The organism is Streptosporangium sp. NPDC048886, assembly GCF_055586905.1.
In genome coordinates this window covers 64,692-78,013 of the sequence record NZ_JBVJHH010000023.1, presented here as the reverse complement: position 1 = coordinate 78,013, position 13,322 = coordinate 64,692, and the positions used below count along the sequence as shown (strand labels likewise).

Annotated in this window: 14 protein-coding genes; 3 read left to right on the top strand and 11 right to left on the bottom strand. The window is 69.6% G+C overall.

The genetic code is table 11. From position 1 onward, the window contains the following. Positions 1-8 precede the first annotated feature (8 nt). From ACZ6R6_RS27355 to ACZ6R6_RS27340, 4 genes are all read right to left on the bottom strand, one after another. A complete protein-coding gene (locus ACZ6R6_RS27355) occupies positions 9-425 on the bottom strand; it encodes a hypothetical protein (RefSeq protein ID WP_470097932.1) in 417 nt (138 codons plus the stop codon). 76 nt (positions 426-501) lie between these two features. After that, positions 502-1,113 (bottom strand): hypothetical protein, encoded by a 612-nt coding sequence (locus ACZ6R6_RS27350; protein ID WP_470097930.1) that lies wholly within the window; start codon positions 1,111-1,113, stop codon positions 502-504. Positions 1,114-1,264: 151 nt separating this feature from the next. After that, positions 1,265-1,771 (bottom strand): hypothetical protein, encoded by a 507-nt coding sequence (locus ACZ6R6_RS27345; RefSeq protein ID WP_470097929.1) that lies wholly within the window; start codon positions 1,769-1,771, stop codon positions 1,265-1,267. A gap of 5 nt (positions 1,772-1,776) precedes the next feature. Continuing rightward, entirely contained in the window at positions 1,777-1,998 is a 222-nt protein-coding gene (locus ACZ6R6_RS27340) for a hypothetical protein (RefSeq protein WP_470097928.1), read from the bottom strand. Here ACZ6R6_RS27340 and ACZ6R6_RS27335 point away from each other — a divergent pair. Next, positions 1,997-2,401: a hypothetical protein gene (locus ACZ6R6_RS27335; protein ID WP_470097926.1), complete on the top strand. Its 405-nt coding sequence runs from the start codon at positions 1,997-1,999 to the stop codon at positions 2,399-2,401. The genes ACZ6R6_RS27340 and ACZ6R6_RS27335 overlap by 2 nt on opposite strands. A gap of 224 nt (positions 2,402-2,625) precedes the next feature. On the opposite strand, the gene ACZ6R6_RS27330 is transcribed toward ACZ6R6_RS27335, so the two are convergent. From ACZ6R6_RS27330 to ACZ6R6_RS27315, 4 genes are all read right to left on the bottom strand, one after another. Then, positions 2,626-3,195: a hypothetical protein gene (locus ACZ6R6_RS27330; protein WP_470097924.1), complete on the bottom strand. Its 570-nt coding sequence runs from the start codon at positions 3,193-3,195 to the stop codon at positions 2,626-2,628. Between the two features lie 82 nt (positions 3,196-3,277). Then, the gene (locus ACZ6R6_RS27325) at positions 3,278-3,646 is read right to left on the bottom strand and encodes a hypothetical protein (RefSeq protein WP_470097922.1); all 369 of its coding nucleotides are present in this window, start codon (positions 3,644-3,646) and stop codon (positions 3,278-3,280) included. A gap of 272 nt (positions 3,647-3,918) precedes the next feature. Then, positions 3,919-4,254, bottom strand: coding sequence for a hypothetical protein (locus tag ACZ6R6_RS27320; RefSeq protein ID WP_470097920.1), 336 nt, complete (start codon positions 4,252-4,254; stop codon positions 3,919-3,921). Beyond that, positions 4,251-5,459 carry a hypothetical protein gene (locus ACZ6R6_RS27315; protein ID WP_470097918.1) on the bottom strand — a complete coding sequence of 403 codons (1,209 nt, stop codon included), beginning with the start codon at positions 5,457-5,459 and terminating at the stop codon, positions 4,251-4,253. Before ACZ6R6_RS27315 ends, ACZ6R6_RS27320 begins: the two co-directional genes overlap by 4 nt. Positions 5,460-5,978: 519 nt before the next feature. On the opposite strand from ACZ6R6_RS27315, the gene ACZ6R6_RS27310 reads away from it, so the two are divergent. Next, a complete protein-coding gene (locus ACZ6R6_RS27310; RefSeq protein WP_470097916.1) occupies positions 5,979-7,181 on the top strand; it encodes a tyrosine-type recombinase/integrase in 1,203 nt (400 codons plus the stop codon). A 110-nt stretch (positions 7,182-7,291) separates the two neighbouring features. Here the strand turns inward: ACZ6R6_RS27310 and ACZ6R6_RS27305 are convergent, their stop codons facing one another. Together ACZ6R6_RS27305 and ACZ6R6_RS27300 are read right to left on the bottom strand one after the other, a co-directional pair. Continuing rightward, positions 7,292-8,506 (bottom strand): acyl-CoA dehydrogenase family protein, encoded by a 1,215-nt coding sequence (locus ACZ6R6_RS27305; protein WP_470097914.1) that lies wholly within the window; start codon positions 8,504-8,506, stop codon positions 7,292-7,294. 315 nt (positions 8,507-8,821) lie between these two features. Then, on the bottom strand, positions 8,822-9,778 hold the full coding sequence (locus ACZ6R6_RS27300; RefSeq protein ID WP_470097912.1) for a glucosyl-3-phosphoglycerate synthase: 957 nt from the start codon (positions 9,776-9,778) through the stop codon (positions 8,822-8,824). A 128-nt stretch (positions 9,779-9,906) separates the two neighbouring features. Between ACZ6R6_RS27300 and ACZ6R6_RS27295 the strand changes: the two genes are divergently transcribed. Next, complete coding sequence (locus ACZ6R6_RS27295; RefSeq protein WP_470097910.1) at positions 9,907-11,739, top strand: hypothetical protein; 1,833 nt, start codon at positions 9,907-9,909, stop codon at positions 11,737-11,739. Here the strand turns inward: ACZ6R6_RS27295 and ACZ6R6_RS27290 are convergent. Continuing rightward, complete coding sequence (locus ACZ6R6_RS27290) at positions 11,724-13,193, bottom strand: helix-turn-helix domain-containing protein (RefSeq protein ID WP_370879602.1); 1,470 nt, start codon at positions 13,191-13,193, stop codon at positions 11,724-11,726. The two genes, ACZ6R6_RS27295 and ACZ6R6_RS27290, sit on opposite strands and share 16 nt — an antisense overlap. Positions 13,194-13,322: the final 129 nt, after the last annotated feature.

Here is a 13,322-nt window from a genome sequence, read left to right as displayed (position 1 = left end):
TTGTCCTTTCACTTGATCAGGTTGTCGGCGCCGTGCTGCTCACCCAGACACGGGCAGTCGCAGACGGGGCCGGTGGCGGATCGGCAGCGGCCATCGCACCGCTTGTCGAGGTTGGGGCCCTTGCCGGTGTCGAGCTGCTTCCAGCGCAGCAGCGCGTTGTGGCTGGGGCAGCGGGGCCGGTCGTCGGTGGCCTCGCGGTTCCAGTGGCCCGGGTCGTGGTACAGGTGGTCCATCACGTCGAAGAAGGACCACCAGCCGGTGTACGGCATCCCGGGATGCTGGGCGACCGGGGCGAGGTAGCTGTCCATGACCCGCTGCAGACGGTCGCGGTCGAACCGGCGCTGCGCGGGGGTGTCCATCACGGCTCGGTGCTTACAGCCCTTGGCCGGGCACTTGCCGAACATGCGGGTGGTTTCCAGCTCCAACGGTTCCTCCTGGACGCGCAACGGCCCCGCGACTCGGGTGTCACGGAGCCGTTGCCGTAAGTTGATTGCAATGCCGCTATCGGCAGACGATGTCGGCCTGAACGTCGTCGGGGTCCCGACAATCGACGATGAAGCCGGGACACCCGACACCAGCGCACCACCATAGGCCGTTCCACTCGGGATGGTCCGGCTCGACGAGGGCTCCGCCGGGCAGGCAAGGATGGAATCCGGCATACGACGGGATGTTGCCGCACTCGCACGTGATGTCGTCGTACTCGTCCACCGTGACGACACCCGGCCGCGAGCCGTCCGACCTGCGGATCCGGACGGGCTGGACGATCCGCAGCGCCTGGTCGCCGCGCTTGTGCGATGGGTAGGCGATGACGCCCTCGTAGGCCAGGCGGCGGCCCTCCCCGCACTGTGGGGCATCGCAGATCGCGGTCGTGTACGGCCCGTCGCAGTCCTGCTCGACCACCTGGGGCCGGGCACGGCACCAGGTGCAGGCGGGCACATGGTCGATCCGGAGCGGCAGCGGAGTGACGACAAGCGGCAACTCCGCGAGACGAGCCGCGCGGATGGACCTGGCCACCACGTAGGGGTTGTCAGTGGTGCGCGGCTCGAACCACTCATGGCCGGGCAGTTCCATGCGGTAGCGGCGGACGGCGACGGCGACGGCGACGTACTTCACGATTCCTCCGAATTGCGTGCGGCCTCGACGGGCCGGACGGGTGCGTTACGCTGGCAAGCACTGGACCTCGTTGTGGCGACGAGGGTCTGGGGCTTTTGTGGTGTTGGGATGGCCGGACCTGTGGCGGGTCCGGCCATCAGCTTTTTGCAGGTCATCGGGGGTTGGGCAGGACACGCAGGGCCTGCGGGTTGACCGGTTCAACCCACACGCCCGCGGGCAGCGACATCGGGCCAACCTCGATCGGCGAGTACTCCGACTCGCCGCCCTCGCTCACCAGGAACGCCCAGTCGAGCAGGCCCTCGGACCAGACAATGACGCGGCCGCTGCCGCCGTCCCAGTCGTCGTCCATGACCCGCGGCCAGTAGTCGCGGTCGCCGCGGAAGCGCTCACCGATCGCGTCGGCGACCTGCTGCGCGATCTCGTCGGTGATCTCGATAGGGGTGTCGGACATGCTGATCTCCTTGCTGATTGCGTCACCGCTATCGGTGACCATGGTGATTGCTGCGGCTCGAAGCGGGTGCTCCCCGATCGGGGAGCCGCCCACGGTTTTGGCGTGGTACTTCTCGGTGGCGGCGTTCCACCACACATGCCCGGCGCGCTGACCGTCGCGGTAGACGACGATCCTCATGCCTTCGGCCCTGAGCTCGACCTTCGCCATGTGGCTCAGCCCGCGCGGGTGGCGAACATCGCGTCGAACATCGAACAGCCGGTGACCATCGCGTGATGGATCGCCTCGTCGGCCATCCCGCGGCCCCAGTCCTCCTCGCCGAGGACCTTGATCAGGGCCTCGCGCACGTCGCCGTAGGCGCCGCCGGTCTGGATCGCGAACCGCTGGTTGTCGGCCTGGTCGGGAGAGGTAATCTTTGACGAAGGAGGGGCCGACATGAGCACATCGAGCATCGCGGCCGAAGCACGGGAAGACGTCCCGGTCTCACCGCCCGGCCTGTCACAGGCGCTCGGGAACCTGATCGAGGAGCTCCTGACGTACGGGGCCGCTAAGCTGTCGCGCCAGGTGGGCGAGTGGCTCCGCGACCTCGAGCGCACGATGGCATCCCGGGGGCCGTTCGAGCGAGCCGCCTACGAAGCTGGCAAGGCCCACCTGCAGGGCAAGAACCCCGTGTGGGCGGGTGCCAAGGGCGCGTGGTCCGGAGCCACCGTGCCCCAGAGGGTCGCCGCGGTGGTGATTCTGGTTCTGCTGCTCCTGCTGGCGCCCGTCCTGCTGGTCCTGCTCATCCTCGGAATCCTCATCGCCGCGCTCGTGGCCGGTATTCGGGCTGCCAGCAGGTAAGAGGGCATTCCGTGGCCTGAAGGCTGTCAACAGGCGGTCCTGGCCAGCAACTGCTCTGGACGCCGCACCGCGAGCAGGCGCATCGTCTCCAGCAGGTGCTCGGCGATGCCGCGGGTGGTGGTGTCGATTGTGGTCATCGTTCGTTCCTTCGTTTCGTGGCGGCGGCCCGGCCTGCCCACTGCGGGGTGGGCAGGCCGGCCGGGGTCAGTTGGCGTCAGCGGCGGTTACAGCTGACCGCCCATGTACGCGACGGCCGCGGCGATGCCCTTGCCGGTGGTGAGCGCGTGGTCGATGGACTCGACCGCCAGCTCGTCCTCGACGGACTGGGTGGCCAGCAGCGTCACCAGCGCGGCGCGCACCGCGGCGTACGTGGGCCCGAAGTGCGATCCGTACTCGACCTTGAGCCCGGCCGCCTTGCGCAGGCAGTGGAGCAGGTTCTCCGCGAGCGCGATCGGTGGGGCGGGCGGCTCGTCCAGGTCGCCGAACTCGTTGATGACGTGCTGGATGACCTTCATCTGGTCGTCGCCGGTCAGGTCGTCGAACGTGGCGGTCTCGTGGGGGTACGGCGTGGCGCCGGTCGTGCGCTCGTATTCGCTGGACAGGTCGTCGTAGAAGAAGCCCGCCGTGTCGAAGACGCTGCCCGTCTCCTGCTCGAACTGGGCCGGGGTGGAGGCCGGCCCCGCCGTCATGCGGGCGATGGTGTGGAGCATGTGGGTGGTGGTGCCGCCCGCGTCGCGGACTTTGGTGACTGCTGCCAGCAGGTCGGTGCGGGTCCGGGTGTTCGTCGTGTCCATCGTGATCTCCTCGTGAAATGGGGCGGCCCCGCGACCGTGGGGGTCGCGGGGCCGGTGTGGGTCATTGATAGCGGTTCCGGTATCAGTCTGTGGCTCTCTCCTCGAAGAGGGCGTGGCCGGTTGCGAGCTCGTTGTCGTAGGTGCCCATGAAGGCGATGACGTTTTCGAGCAGTGCGACCTGGTGGGCCGGGCCGAGGTCTTCATAGGTGAACCCGTCGCTGATGTCGTAGGTGTCGCCCCACAGGTCTTCGATTCGGAAGGCGGCGCAACTCATGACCTCTTCGGTCTCAGCGCCCAGGGCGGTGCCCCACGAGCCGTTGTAGGTGCTGTTGAGCTTCCAGGCGGCGGACGCGTGTGCGATGGCCTGGAGTGTGGTGGTGAGGGTGGCTCCGTGTTCCCATGCGGCTCGCGCGGTGTGCAGGGGGGCGGGGATGGTGGAGGTGGCGGTCACGGCGTTCCTTCCGGTGTTTCGGCTGGTCAGCGGTGCTTTTGTGCGGTGCTTGGATCTCCAAAGTAACACATAGAAGAGAGGTATAAGTACATAGAAGGTACCAGCGATCATTTCCGCTGATCACGGTTTGGTTACCGTCTCAGACGCAATCTAAGCGCTCGAACGCGCTCGACGCGACGGACGCACCAGACACACCGCGAACGCGTCTCTCCGTTGAACTGACGCGCGCGTAGCGGTGCTTTCAGATGTCCAGCACTCCCCCGGCCACGGCTTTACGACGTAGATTCGGATTTGTCGTTATGTCGGTTCGCGCGTGCGACACGGGCCCGCATCCTCGCCCGCGCCAACGCCACCCGCCGCCGCTCCACTTCCTCATCCACCTCAGGCTCCGGCTCCGTCTGCAGCGGCGAGGCCTCGACCAGCCGCGACTGAGCCTCGATCGCCTGCTCCACCTGCTCGTCGATCCAGTCCCACCGCCACTCCTCCACCTTCCGTCGCGGCCGCGCAGCCTCCACCGCGCGAGCACGCATCGCCCGGGCGGCCGCCGGCGACGAGCGCGCCAGCAGCTCCCGCGCCTGCTCGGCGCGATCCGCGTACGACCCGCTCACGACGACCTCCCCAGTCGCAGCATCTTCAACTGCATCTCCCGCTGCAGCCGCTTCTCCTCCAGGACCGCGCGGGCCGCACGGAACGCCTCGGACGGGCCGGACGCCGGGGCCTGTTCAGCGACGGGCGGGGGCGCAAGCGCTTCCGCCCGGCTCAGCCGCGGCGCCAGTTCGATCGGGCCGCCGACGCGGCGCGCGTTCGCGGCCTCGAACTGCTCACGCCAAGCACGCTGCTCAGCGCGCAGCCGCGCGGCCGCGACCTCGAGCCGCTGCGACTTGCTGGGCACAGGCCGGCCGTGCTCGTCGAGCCAGGCGGCGAGCCGGAAGCGGACCCACCCGGGGACGTTGCGGATCTCGTCGCGACTCTGCCACGTGTACGTCCAGGCCGAGCCGTCCCGCTGGTGGTCCAGTGCATGCAGCACGTCGTCGGCCGACCATCCAGCAGCGACGAAAACCCTGATCAGGTGCCGGATGTACCACGGTGACAGCCGCCGCAGCGTGGTGCTCTCGTCGTGGATCTTCTGGGCGACCTGGAGCGCGTGCTTGCGAGTCCCCGGCGTGGCGGCGGCCTCGTCCGTCGTTGAGATTCGGTTCCTGCGGCGCGAAGATGATCTTTCCTCGCGCGCGTGCGTAGGACCTTCCTGTACTCCCCTACGGGAAGTACAGGAAGGGGGTTCAGTTGTCGTTTTGTCGGTACGCGCGTCGTGTTCGTCCAGCTCAGGAGCAGGAGCGCAGAGCACCCAGACCGCCGCCCGGTTCCCCAGTCCGTCATCGTCGAGCCCGCACCGATTCCCCCTGCGAAACCGGTTCGTCGAGCCCTCCTCCACGACGCCGAGGAAACCGCGCACGCGCAGCCACCGGATCCAGCGCTTCACCGTGGACAAGGCGAGGCCGAGATCGTCAGCGATGCGCTGCTCGGTCGGGCGGGTGGTCATCGTGGTCCAGTCGGCCCAGTCGGCCAACTTGGCCGCCACTTCCGACAAGTTCCGGTAGGCGTGGCACCGCAGCGCGAGCGCGTCGGGATGCTCCTTGACGGCGCGGAGGAAATCCTGCTGAGAGGGGGCGCGACGCATGCCCTCGGGGACGGCCGACAGTACCGCAGCGCGGGATGGGATCAGCGACGATTGAGAGGCGTTCAGCTGCGGCGCGGCCCGGTCCTTCGGGCGCGCCGGGGCGAACGCTTGGCGAGGTGATATCTTCGGCTCCAAGCATCTTGAGCACCCTCCCGATCGGCTCGCCTGGGCGACCAACCTTTTGGAACCGGTCAGGGGATGCGGGTGTTGAGGTGATGTGGTTAGGCGCTCTCCGCTTTGCGGGGGGCGCCTTTCTTTGTGTCTGGCCGGGTGGCTCCTAAGGGGCAGGCGTCTCGGATGCGGGCGTGGGTGGTGTTCCTCCGGCCCGCTCCACTGAGGGATAGGGAAGTTTCGGACTCTCGCCCGTTCCGGCGATCTCGTGTGATACAAACAGCAGAATTCGACGCGTTAGACGCGTCAGACACACCATAGCGCGACGCGTGCGCATGCACGAGACGCGTTCACGAAGATCACCATGCGCGTGACACGGACTCCAGAAACGGCGAATCGCCACAGGCCCGTAGGCCCTGCACCAGGCGAAACACCCAGACGGAATAACCCGACGCGCCCCGGCCACAACCTCTCAGGAGAAGCACGATGGCCCGTGTTAGAGACCTGTGGTTCACGACGGTCAAGGGACCTGATGGCAAGCCCATGCGCAAGAAGACCGCCAAGCATCCCGACAACGGCGGGAACCCGAACGCGAACCGATGGCAGGCGGTGTGGATCGGACCGGACGGCAGGGAGAAGACTGCGACGCGGCGCGTCAAAGACGAAGCCAAGAAGTACGCGCGGAAGATGGAGGAGGACCTGGCGCGGGGCGAGTACATCGACCCGGCAGCCGGCAACGCGACATTCGACACCTACGGACAGCGGTGGCTGGCCTCCCGGGCCGGCATCGACCCGGCCTCCCTCATCCGCTATGAGTCGATGTACCGGCTCCACATCCAGCCGAAGTTCGGCAAGCGCAAGGTGGGGTCGATCAAGCCGTCAGAGGTGCAAGCATTCCTTGCCGAACTCTCTGAGCGGTACGAGGCCTCAACCCCGATCGCGGCGCTTCTCGTTCTACAAGGCATCCTCGATCTCGCCGTTGCCGACGAGAAGATCAAGAAGAACCCGGCCAAGGCCGAAATCGTCAAGGCACCAGCGCACGCGTACAAGAAGGTGGTCCCGTGGCCCGATCTGGTGGTCCTCTCGATCATCGCCGCCCATCCTGAGCACCTGCGAGCCATGCCCGTCCTCGGCGCTGGATGCGGTATGCGAGCAGGCGAATGGTTCGGCATCGCGCTCGAAGACCTGGACTTTGATGAGATGACCATCCACGTCCGGCGCCAGATCAAGAAGCTGAACAGCGAATTCGTTTTCGCCCTGCCGAAGAGAGACAAAGAGCGCACGATCCCCATGTCTCAATGGGTCGCCGACTATCTTCGCGCCCACATCGACGCCCATAAGCCGCGGCCGTACACCTTGCCGTGGGAGAAGCCCAGTGGGAAGCCGCGTACCCATGACCTTCTGTTTCGTTGGGCGACCGACGACTTACACATCCGGCACCGCAGCTACGACGAAACCGTCTGGAAACCTGCGCTCGTCGCAGCCGGGGTCATTCCAGAACCGATCAAGGACGCACGAGGCAGGCGAAGGTACCTCACGACTCGAAAGGAAGGCACGCACCAACTCCGCCACTACTTCGCCAGCGTCACTTTGGCGGGTGGCGTGACCATCAAGGACTTGTCCGAATACCTGGGACACGTCGACCCTGCGCTTACTCTCCGTGTCTACGCTCACATGCTCGCCTCGTCACACGACCGGGTACGCGAGGCCATCGACCGGCAGTTGCGGCGGCCCGAAGCTTCTTAAGGCAGAACTGAGGCAGAACTGGGATCTGATCTTTGACGGTCTGTCGGCCAGGGAGAGCGTGGCGCAGCGACTGGCGTGCGGCCACACCATCCCTCTGACGTGCGAAGTTCTCACCGCACCGGCAGGCCGGTGACGGCGCGGCCGATGATCAGGCGCTGGATCTCGCTGGTGCCCTCGAAGATGGTGTAGATCTTGGCGTCCCGGTGGAAGCGCTCGACCGGGTGTTCGCGGGTGTAGCCGGCTCCGCCGAGGATCTGGATGGCCTGCTCGGTGACCCAGACCGCGGTCTCGCCCGCCACCAGCTTGCACATCGAACCCTCGGCCTGGTCGAAGGCGCGGTTGTTGCGGGCCATCCAGGCCGCGCGCCAGGTCATCAGCCGGGCGATGTCGACGCGGGTGGCCATGTCGGCCAGCAGGAAGGCGACCGCCTGGTTCTCGCCGATCTTACGGCCGAACTGCTCGCGCTCCCGGGCGTAGTCACGGGCGTACTCGTATCCCGCCCGGGCGATGCCCACGGCCATGGCAGCCACCGACGGGCGGGTGGTCTCGAAGGTCCGCATCGCGCCCTGCTCACCGGCCCGCTCGCCGGAGCGGACGCGTTCGAGTCTGGCGTCGAGCTTCTCCGCGCCGCCGAGCAGGCACGCGGCCGGCACGCGCACGTTGTCGAGGATCACCTCGGCGGTGTGGGAGGCGCGGATGCCGTGCTTTCTGAACTTCTGCCCCATCGACAGCCCCGGCGTGCCGGGAGGGATGACGAAGGACGCCTGGCCCCGGGCGCCCAGCGAGGGGTCCACCGACGCGACGATGACGTGGACGTCGGCGATGCCGCCGTTGGTCGCCCAGGTCTTCACCCCGTTCAGGACCCAGTCGTCGCCGGAGCGGACGGCGCGGGTGCGGATGGCTCCCACATCGGATCCGGCGTCGGGCTCGGAGGCGCAGAACGCGCCGAGCCTGACGTCGTCGGGGGTGCCGAACATCTGCGGGAGCCACTCCCCCATCTGCTCGGGGGTGCCGCTCGCGGACAGGGCCGCGGCGGCGAGGCCGGTGCCGACGATGGACAGGCCGATGCCCGCGTCTCCCCAGAAGAGCTCCTCGAACGCGACCGTCAGGCCGAGGCCGCTCGGCTCGAACCACTGCTGGGCGAAGAAGTCGAGCGAGTAGAGCCCGATCTTGGCGGCTTCCTGGATGACCGGCCAGGGCGTCTCCTCGCGCTCGTCCCATTCGGCGCCGGCCGGGCGGACGACGGACCGGGCGAACCGGTGCACCCAGTCGCGCACCTCCCGCACGTCCTCGCTCAACTCCGGGCAGAAGCCGGTCTCGCTCATCGTGCACTCCTCCTGGGAAGGGTTACCACCGGTAACACCCCCTACCTTACTGGCGGGTGGACCGCTCCGCGCAACACGGCGGCGGCCACGGTTCGGGTCCGCGGTCTCGGTCGTGGAGGTCAGCGGAGCGCGGGGTACGGCCGCGCGCGGCCGTCGGGGCCAGGACGCCGAGGAGGAGCGGGGCGAGCCCGACGGCGCCCGGAGCGCCCGGGCCGGGCCGTGTCCCTGCGGCCGCCCCGCCGGGGCGGCCCGCGCGTCGAGCCGTCACCGCTGCGGCCGAGGCGTCACCGCTCCGGGAGAAGGCCGGGTGGCCGGTCAGTCCGCGGTGCGGGAGTGGTATCCGGAGACGGTGATCATCGGGGGGCGCTCGGCCACGGCCACGTCGCGGACGGTCGCGCGGTGACCGCTGGGGCCCCGGCGGAACTGCACCAGCCGGCGCGACGGCGTGTGCAGCGAGACCATCTTGTCCTGGCGTTCGAGACGGGACCAGGAGGTCTGCAGGATCTGGGCGGCCATGCCGCCGAGCGCCTCGGTCGACTGGTGGGAGTGGACGCGGCGGCCCAGGTCGACCTGGGCGAGGCCGTCGAGGCCGGCGAGCTCCAGCAGGTCGATCAGCAGGCCCAGCTCCACGCCGTAACCGGTGACGAACGGGACCCGCTCCAGCACGGACCGGCGCCCGGCGTACTCCCCCGCCAGGGGCTGCACGAACCCGGCCAGCAGCGGCCAGTGCAGGTTGAGCAGGGGACGCGCGACGAGCTCGGTGACCCGGCCGCCGCCGCTCTGCACGTTCTGCAGCGGCCGCTCGTAGCAGCCCTTGACGTAGGCCACGCCCGGGTCGCCCAGCAGCGGGCCGAGCAGCCCGGTCACGAACGACGTGCTGAACTCGCGCAGATCGGCGTCGATGAAGACCAGCAGGTCACCGGAGGTCACCGCGAGGGACTTCCACAGCGCCTCGCCCTTGCCGTCCATCGGTTTCAGGTCGGGCAGGATCTCGTCCTGCGCGATCACCCTGGCCCCCGCCCGTGCGGCGCGCGCGGCGGTCTCGTCGACGGAACGGGAGTCGATGACCACCAGCTCGTCGACGAGCGGCACCGCCTCCATCAGATCACGCCGGATCGCGGCGACGATCTCCCCGACCGTCTCCTCCTCGTCACGGGCGGGCAGCACGACGCTGACCGTCGTGCCGCCTTTGGCCTCCAGCAGCCACGGCAACGGCCAGTCGGCCGATGATGAGGTGCGCCCACGTAGCCATGCCTCCACTTCAGGCAGCACAGCCCACCTTTCCCATCATCGCGGAATCGACGGCTATCAGCCTATGCGGCACTGATTGTCACCAGGTACCGGATCCCGGTCTCTCCCACAGATGGGAAGATCGATGCAGACCGGAGCGAGGGGGCGGCATGGACCCGGTGGCGGTGATGAGGGCGGCCCGTGCCGTCCGTGACGAGCTTGACCATTTGCTGGGCGGAGCCTCCGGGGAACTGCGGGAGCGGCTCGATCCGCTGCTGGCGGAGGAGGGCGCCCAGGATCCCGGGCCGCTGGCCGACGTCATTGTGATGCTCATCGCCCAGTACGGCCCCGCCTGGGAACGGTTCACCGTGCTGCGCCGGCTGAACGAGCAGGCCGCGGCCGAAGGGCCGGCTGTGCCGCCGGGGCCCGCGAGCCAGGACCCGCCGCCCTCCGTCTCCACGGTGCCCTCCGCCTCCGCGGCGCCCCCCGTTTCCTCGGTGCCCCCCGCCTCCGCGGCGCCGGAGCGCGGCCCCTCCGTGCTCGGCCGGCTGACCGGGGCCTTCCGCAGGCGGCGCAGGCAGCCGGCGCCCGCCGGCGCGGAGTGGGAGGCGTTCCCGCTGATCGAGGTGGCCGACGAGGTGGTGGCGGGCTGGGGGGTCGAGGTCCAGGTCGGGCTCTCCCCCGGCGGCTCCCCGGCCGCAGCCGGCCCCGCACCGGGCACCGGAGCCCTCCCCGCACCCGGGGCCGCCCCCGCACCGGGGACCACTCCCCCGGCCGAGGCCGTCGTCCCCGGGGCCGTCGCCCCGGCCGGGGAGGCCCCCGGCGCGGCCCCCTTCGTCCACGGGCCGGCCGACCTGGACATCCAGCTCATCGCCGAGGGGTTCGAGGCGCCCGACGGATGGCGGGTACGGCTGCGCGTCGACGGGGCTTCGCCGTACCCGAGGGCGGCGGTCCGCCTGGTCGCCCTCCCGCAGGAGCAGCCGGCGCTCGCCCGGCAGATCCAGGCGATCCACGCGGTCGGCGGCCAGGTGACCGGGTTCGGCGTGCGCGCGCTCGCGGTCCTCGACTCTCCCGGCATGCTCGGCCGGGAGAGCGTCCCGCAGCCGGTCGCCGGCACCCGGGTCCGGATGGCCGGCGGCGGGGAGCCGGCGGACGTCACGGTGGTCGTCGTCCACGGCGACCGGCCGGGGCGGCTGTGGTGGACCTACCAGTCCCCGCATTTCACCACGCCGGACCAGGCCGAGATCTGTGAGCTGGGGATGCGGACCTCCGAGTTCGGGCGGCACGTGGCGGAGCAGGCGCACAGCGTCGAGGACATGGGCCGGCGGGTCGCCTCCAAGATCCCACGGGGATTCTGGGAGCTGCTGCACGCGGTGGCCGGGCGCGTGGCCCCGCGCCGGCCCAGCGTGCTGGTGCTGTCGCAGGAGCCGCACATCCCCTGGGAGCTGGCCACGCTGGAGCAGCCGTTCGACGGGTCCGTCCCCGCCCTGCTGAACTGCCAGACGGTGACCGGCCGCTGGCCCCTCGGCGGCCGGCGGCCCGAGCTGCCTCCGCCGACGCGCGCGCGGGGCGAGAGCATGGCGGTCGTGTACGGCGGGGCGGAGGTCCACCCGCTGGTCACCGCGTACGGCGCCGCCCGGGTCACCCCCGTGCTCGGCGACGTCCTGGCCATGCTGGCCGAGCCGCCGGACCTGATCCACTTCACCGCCGGGGGGACGGCGTCCGAGGCCCTGGGCCGGGACATGGGCGAGGGCCCGTTCGTCTTCCTGGAGGAGCCCGGAGACTGCCAGGCCTTCCTGCTGGCGGGGGCCAGCGGGGTGGTCGCCCCGCTCTGGCCCGTCGGCGACGGCCTGGCGCCGGAGTTCTACCGCCGCTGTCTCACCGGCGAGCCCCCCGCGGAGGTGCTGCGCTCCCTCCGCTGCCAGGTGCCCGCCACGGGGCCCGCCTACCAGTTCTTCGGCCACCCGTCGCTCACGCTGTCGCGGGGTCACTCCAGGGCGTGACGCTCCAGGAAGGTGTAGACGTCGGCCTCGTCCACGCCGGGGAAGGATCCGGGGGGCAGCGCGGCCAGGATGTGGGAGTTGCCGCGCGCCGAGGGCCAGGCGTAGCCCTCCCAGCGCTGGGTGAGCTCGGCGGGCGGGCGGCGGCAGCAGTCGCCGGTGGGGCAGCCGGACTTGGTGCGGTGGGTGGTCTCCCTGCCGCGGAACCAGCGTGACTCGCGGTACGGCACGCCGAGGGTGATGGCGAAGTCCCGCTCCCGGGACGGGTCGACGTGGGCGACGCAGAAGTAGGTGCCGGTGGGCGAGTCGGAGTACTGGTAGAAGACGGAGAACCTGTCCGGGGAGCGGAAGACCTGCCGTCCCGACCACTGCAGGCACATCCGCTGGCCCTCGATCGCGCCCTGCTCGTCGGCGGGGAAGACGATGCCGTCGTTCTCGTACGCCTTGTAGATGATCCCGCCGGCGTCGTTGCGGACGAAGTGGCAGGTCAGGTCCAGGAAGTGGGTGGCCAGGTTGGTGAAGCGGTGCGCGGCCATCTCGTAGGAGACGGCGAAGACGTCCCGCAGGTCCTCCACGCTCAGCGCGCGGTCCTGTTTGGCCTCCCTGAGATACGGCACGGCGGTGGCCTCGGGCACCAGCACGGCGGCGGCGAAGTAGTTGGCCTCGGTCCGCTGGCGGAGGAAGTCGGCGAAGTCGCGGGGCTTGTGGTGGCCGAGGGCCAGGTGGCCGAGAGTCTGCAGCAGGATGGTGCGCGGCGTGTGCATGCCGAGCTGCTCGTGCTTGACGTAGATGCGCCGGTTGCGCAGGTCGGTGATGGAGCGGACGGTGCGGGGCAGGTCCTGGACCGTCTGAACGGTGTAGCCGAAGTGGGTGACCAGGGCCTGGACGGTGCTCTGCGACAGCGCGCCGGTGCGGTAGCCGACCGCGGAGAGCGCCTCGGCCGCGGCCTTCTCGATCTCCTCGAAGTAGTTGCCCCGCTCGCGCTGCATGCGGCGGAGCTCGGCGTTGGCGACGCGCGCCTCCTCGGGGGTGGCGGTCCCCCTGGCCTGGCGTGAGCGCAGCTCGCCGTAGAGACCGAGGATGTGTTCGAGCACGTCGTTGGGGACGCGCGCGGAGACCTTCAGCCTGGCCAGGCCGAGCCCCGCGTACAGCGGGTCGCGCTGCGCCTCCTCCAGCGCCATCTCCAGCTGGGCCCGGCGGTTGGGCGCCTGACGGCGGAGCAGCTCCTCGACCGGCACGTTCAGGGCGGCGGCGAGAGACTTCAGCAGCGACAGCTTCGGCTCGCGCTTGCCGTTCTCCAGCAGGGAGAGCTGGCTCGGCGCACGGCTGACGCGTTCGCCCAGGTCGGAGAGGGTAAGGCCGCGCTGCTTGCGCAGGTGTCTGAGGCGCTGGCCGAACGCGATGAGATCGAGCTCCTGCGTCAAGGACAGCGGTTCTTCACCGACCAGGGATGCCATAGCACGATGCTAAACGAAATTTCCGGAATTATTTCAACACCCTCCGGCCCTCCATGGCCCGCGCCGCTGGGATTGGTCTAGTCCATAGCGCAAACTCTTAAATTCTTCTCCGCTGAATACCGGCAAGTA

Bases quoted from the DNA above. Each gene is read 5' to 3' on its own strand.
- ACZ6R6_RS27335 (WP_470097926.1), top strand. From the start codon at position 1,997: ATGAGCACATCGAGCATCGCGGCCGAAGCACGGGAAGACGTCCCGGTC.
- ACZ6R6_RS27290 (WP_370879602.1), bottom strand. From the start codon at position 13,193: ATGGCATCCCTGGTCGGTGAAGAACCGCTGTCCTTGACGCAGGAGCTC.
- ACZ6R6_RS27305 (WP_470097914.1), bottom strand. From the start codon at position 8,506: ATGAGCGAGACCGGCTTCTGCCCGGAGTTGAGCGAGGACGTGCGGGAG.
- ACZ6R6_RS27340 (WP_470097928.1), bottom strand. From the start codon at position 1,998: ATGTCGGCCCCTCCTTCGTCAAAGATTACCTCTCCCGACCAGGCCGAC.
- ACZ6R6_RS27345 (WP_470097929.1), bottom strand. From the start codon at position 1,771: ATGGCGAAGGTCGAGCTCAGGGCCGAAGGCATGAGGATCGTCGTCTAC.
- ACZ6R6_RS27330 (WP_470097924.1), bottom strand. From the start codon at position 3,195: ATGGACACGACGAACACCCGGACCCGCACCGACCTGCTGGCAGCAGTC.
- ACZ6R6_RS27310 (WP_470097916.1), top strand. From the start codon at position 5,979: ATGCGCAAGAAGACCGCCAAGCATCCCGACAACGGCGGGAACCCGAAC.
- ACZ6R6_RS27295 (WP_470097910.1), top strand. From the start codon at position 9,907: ATGGACCCGGTGGCGGTGATGAGGGCGGCCCGTGCCGTCCGTGACGAG.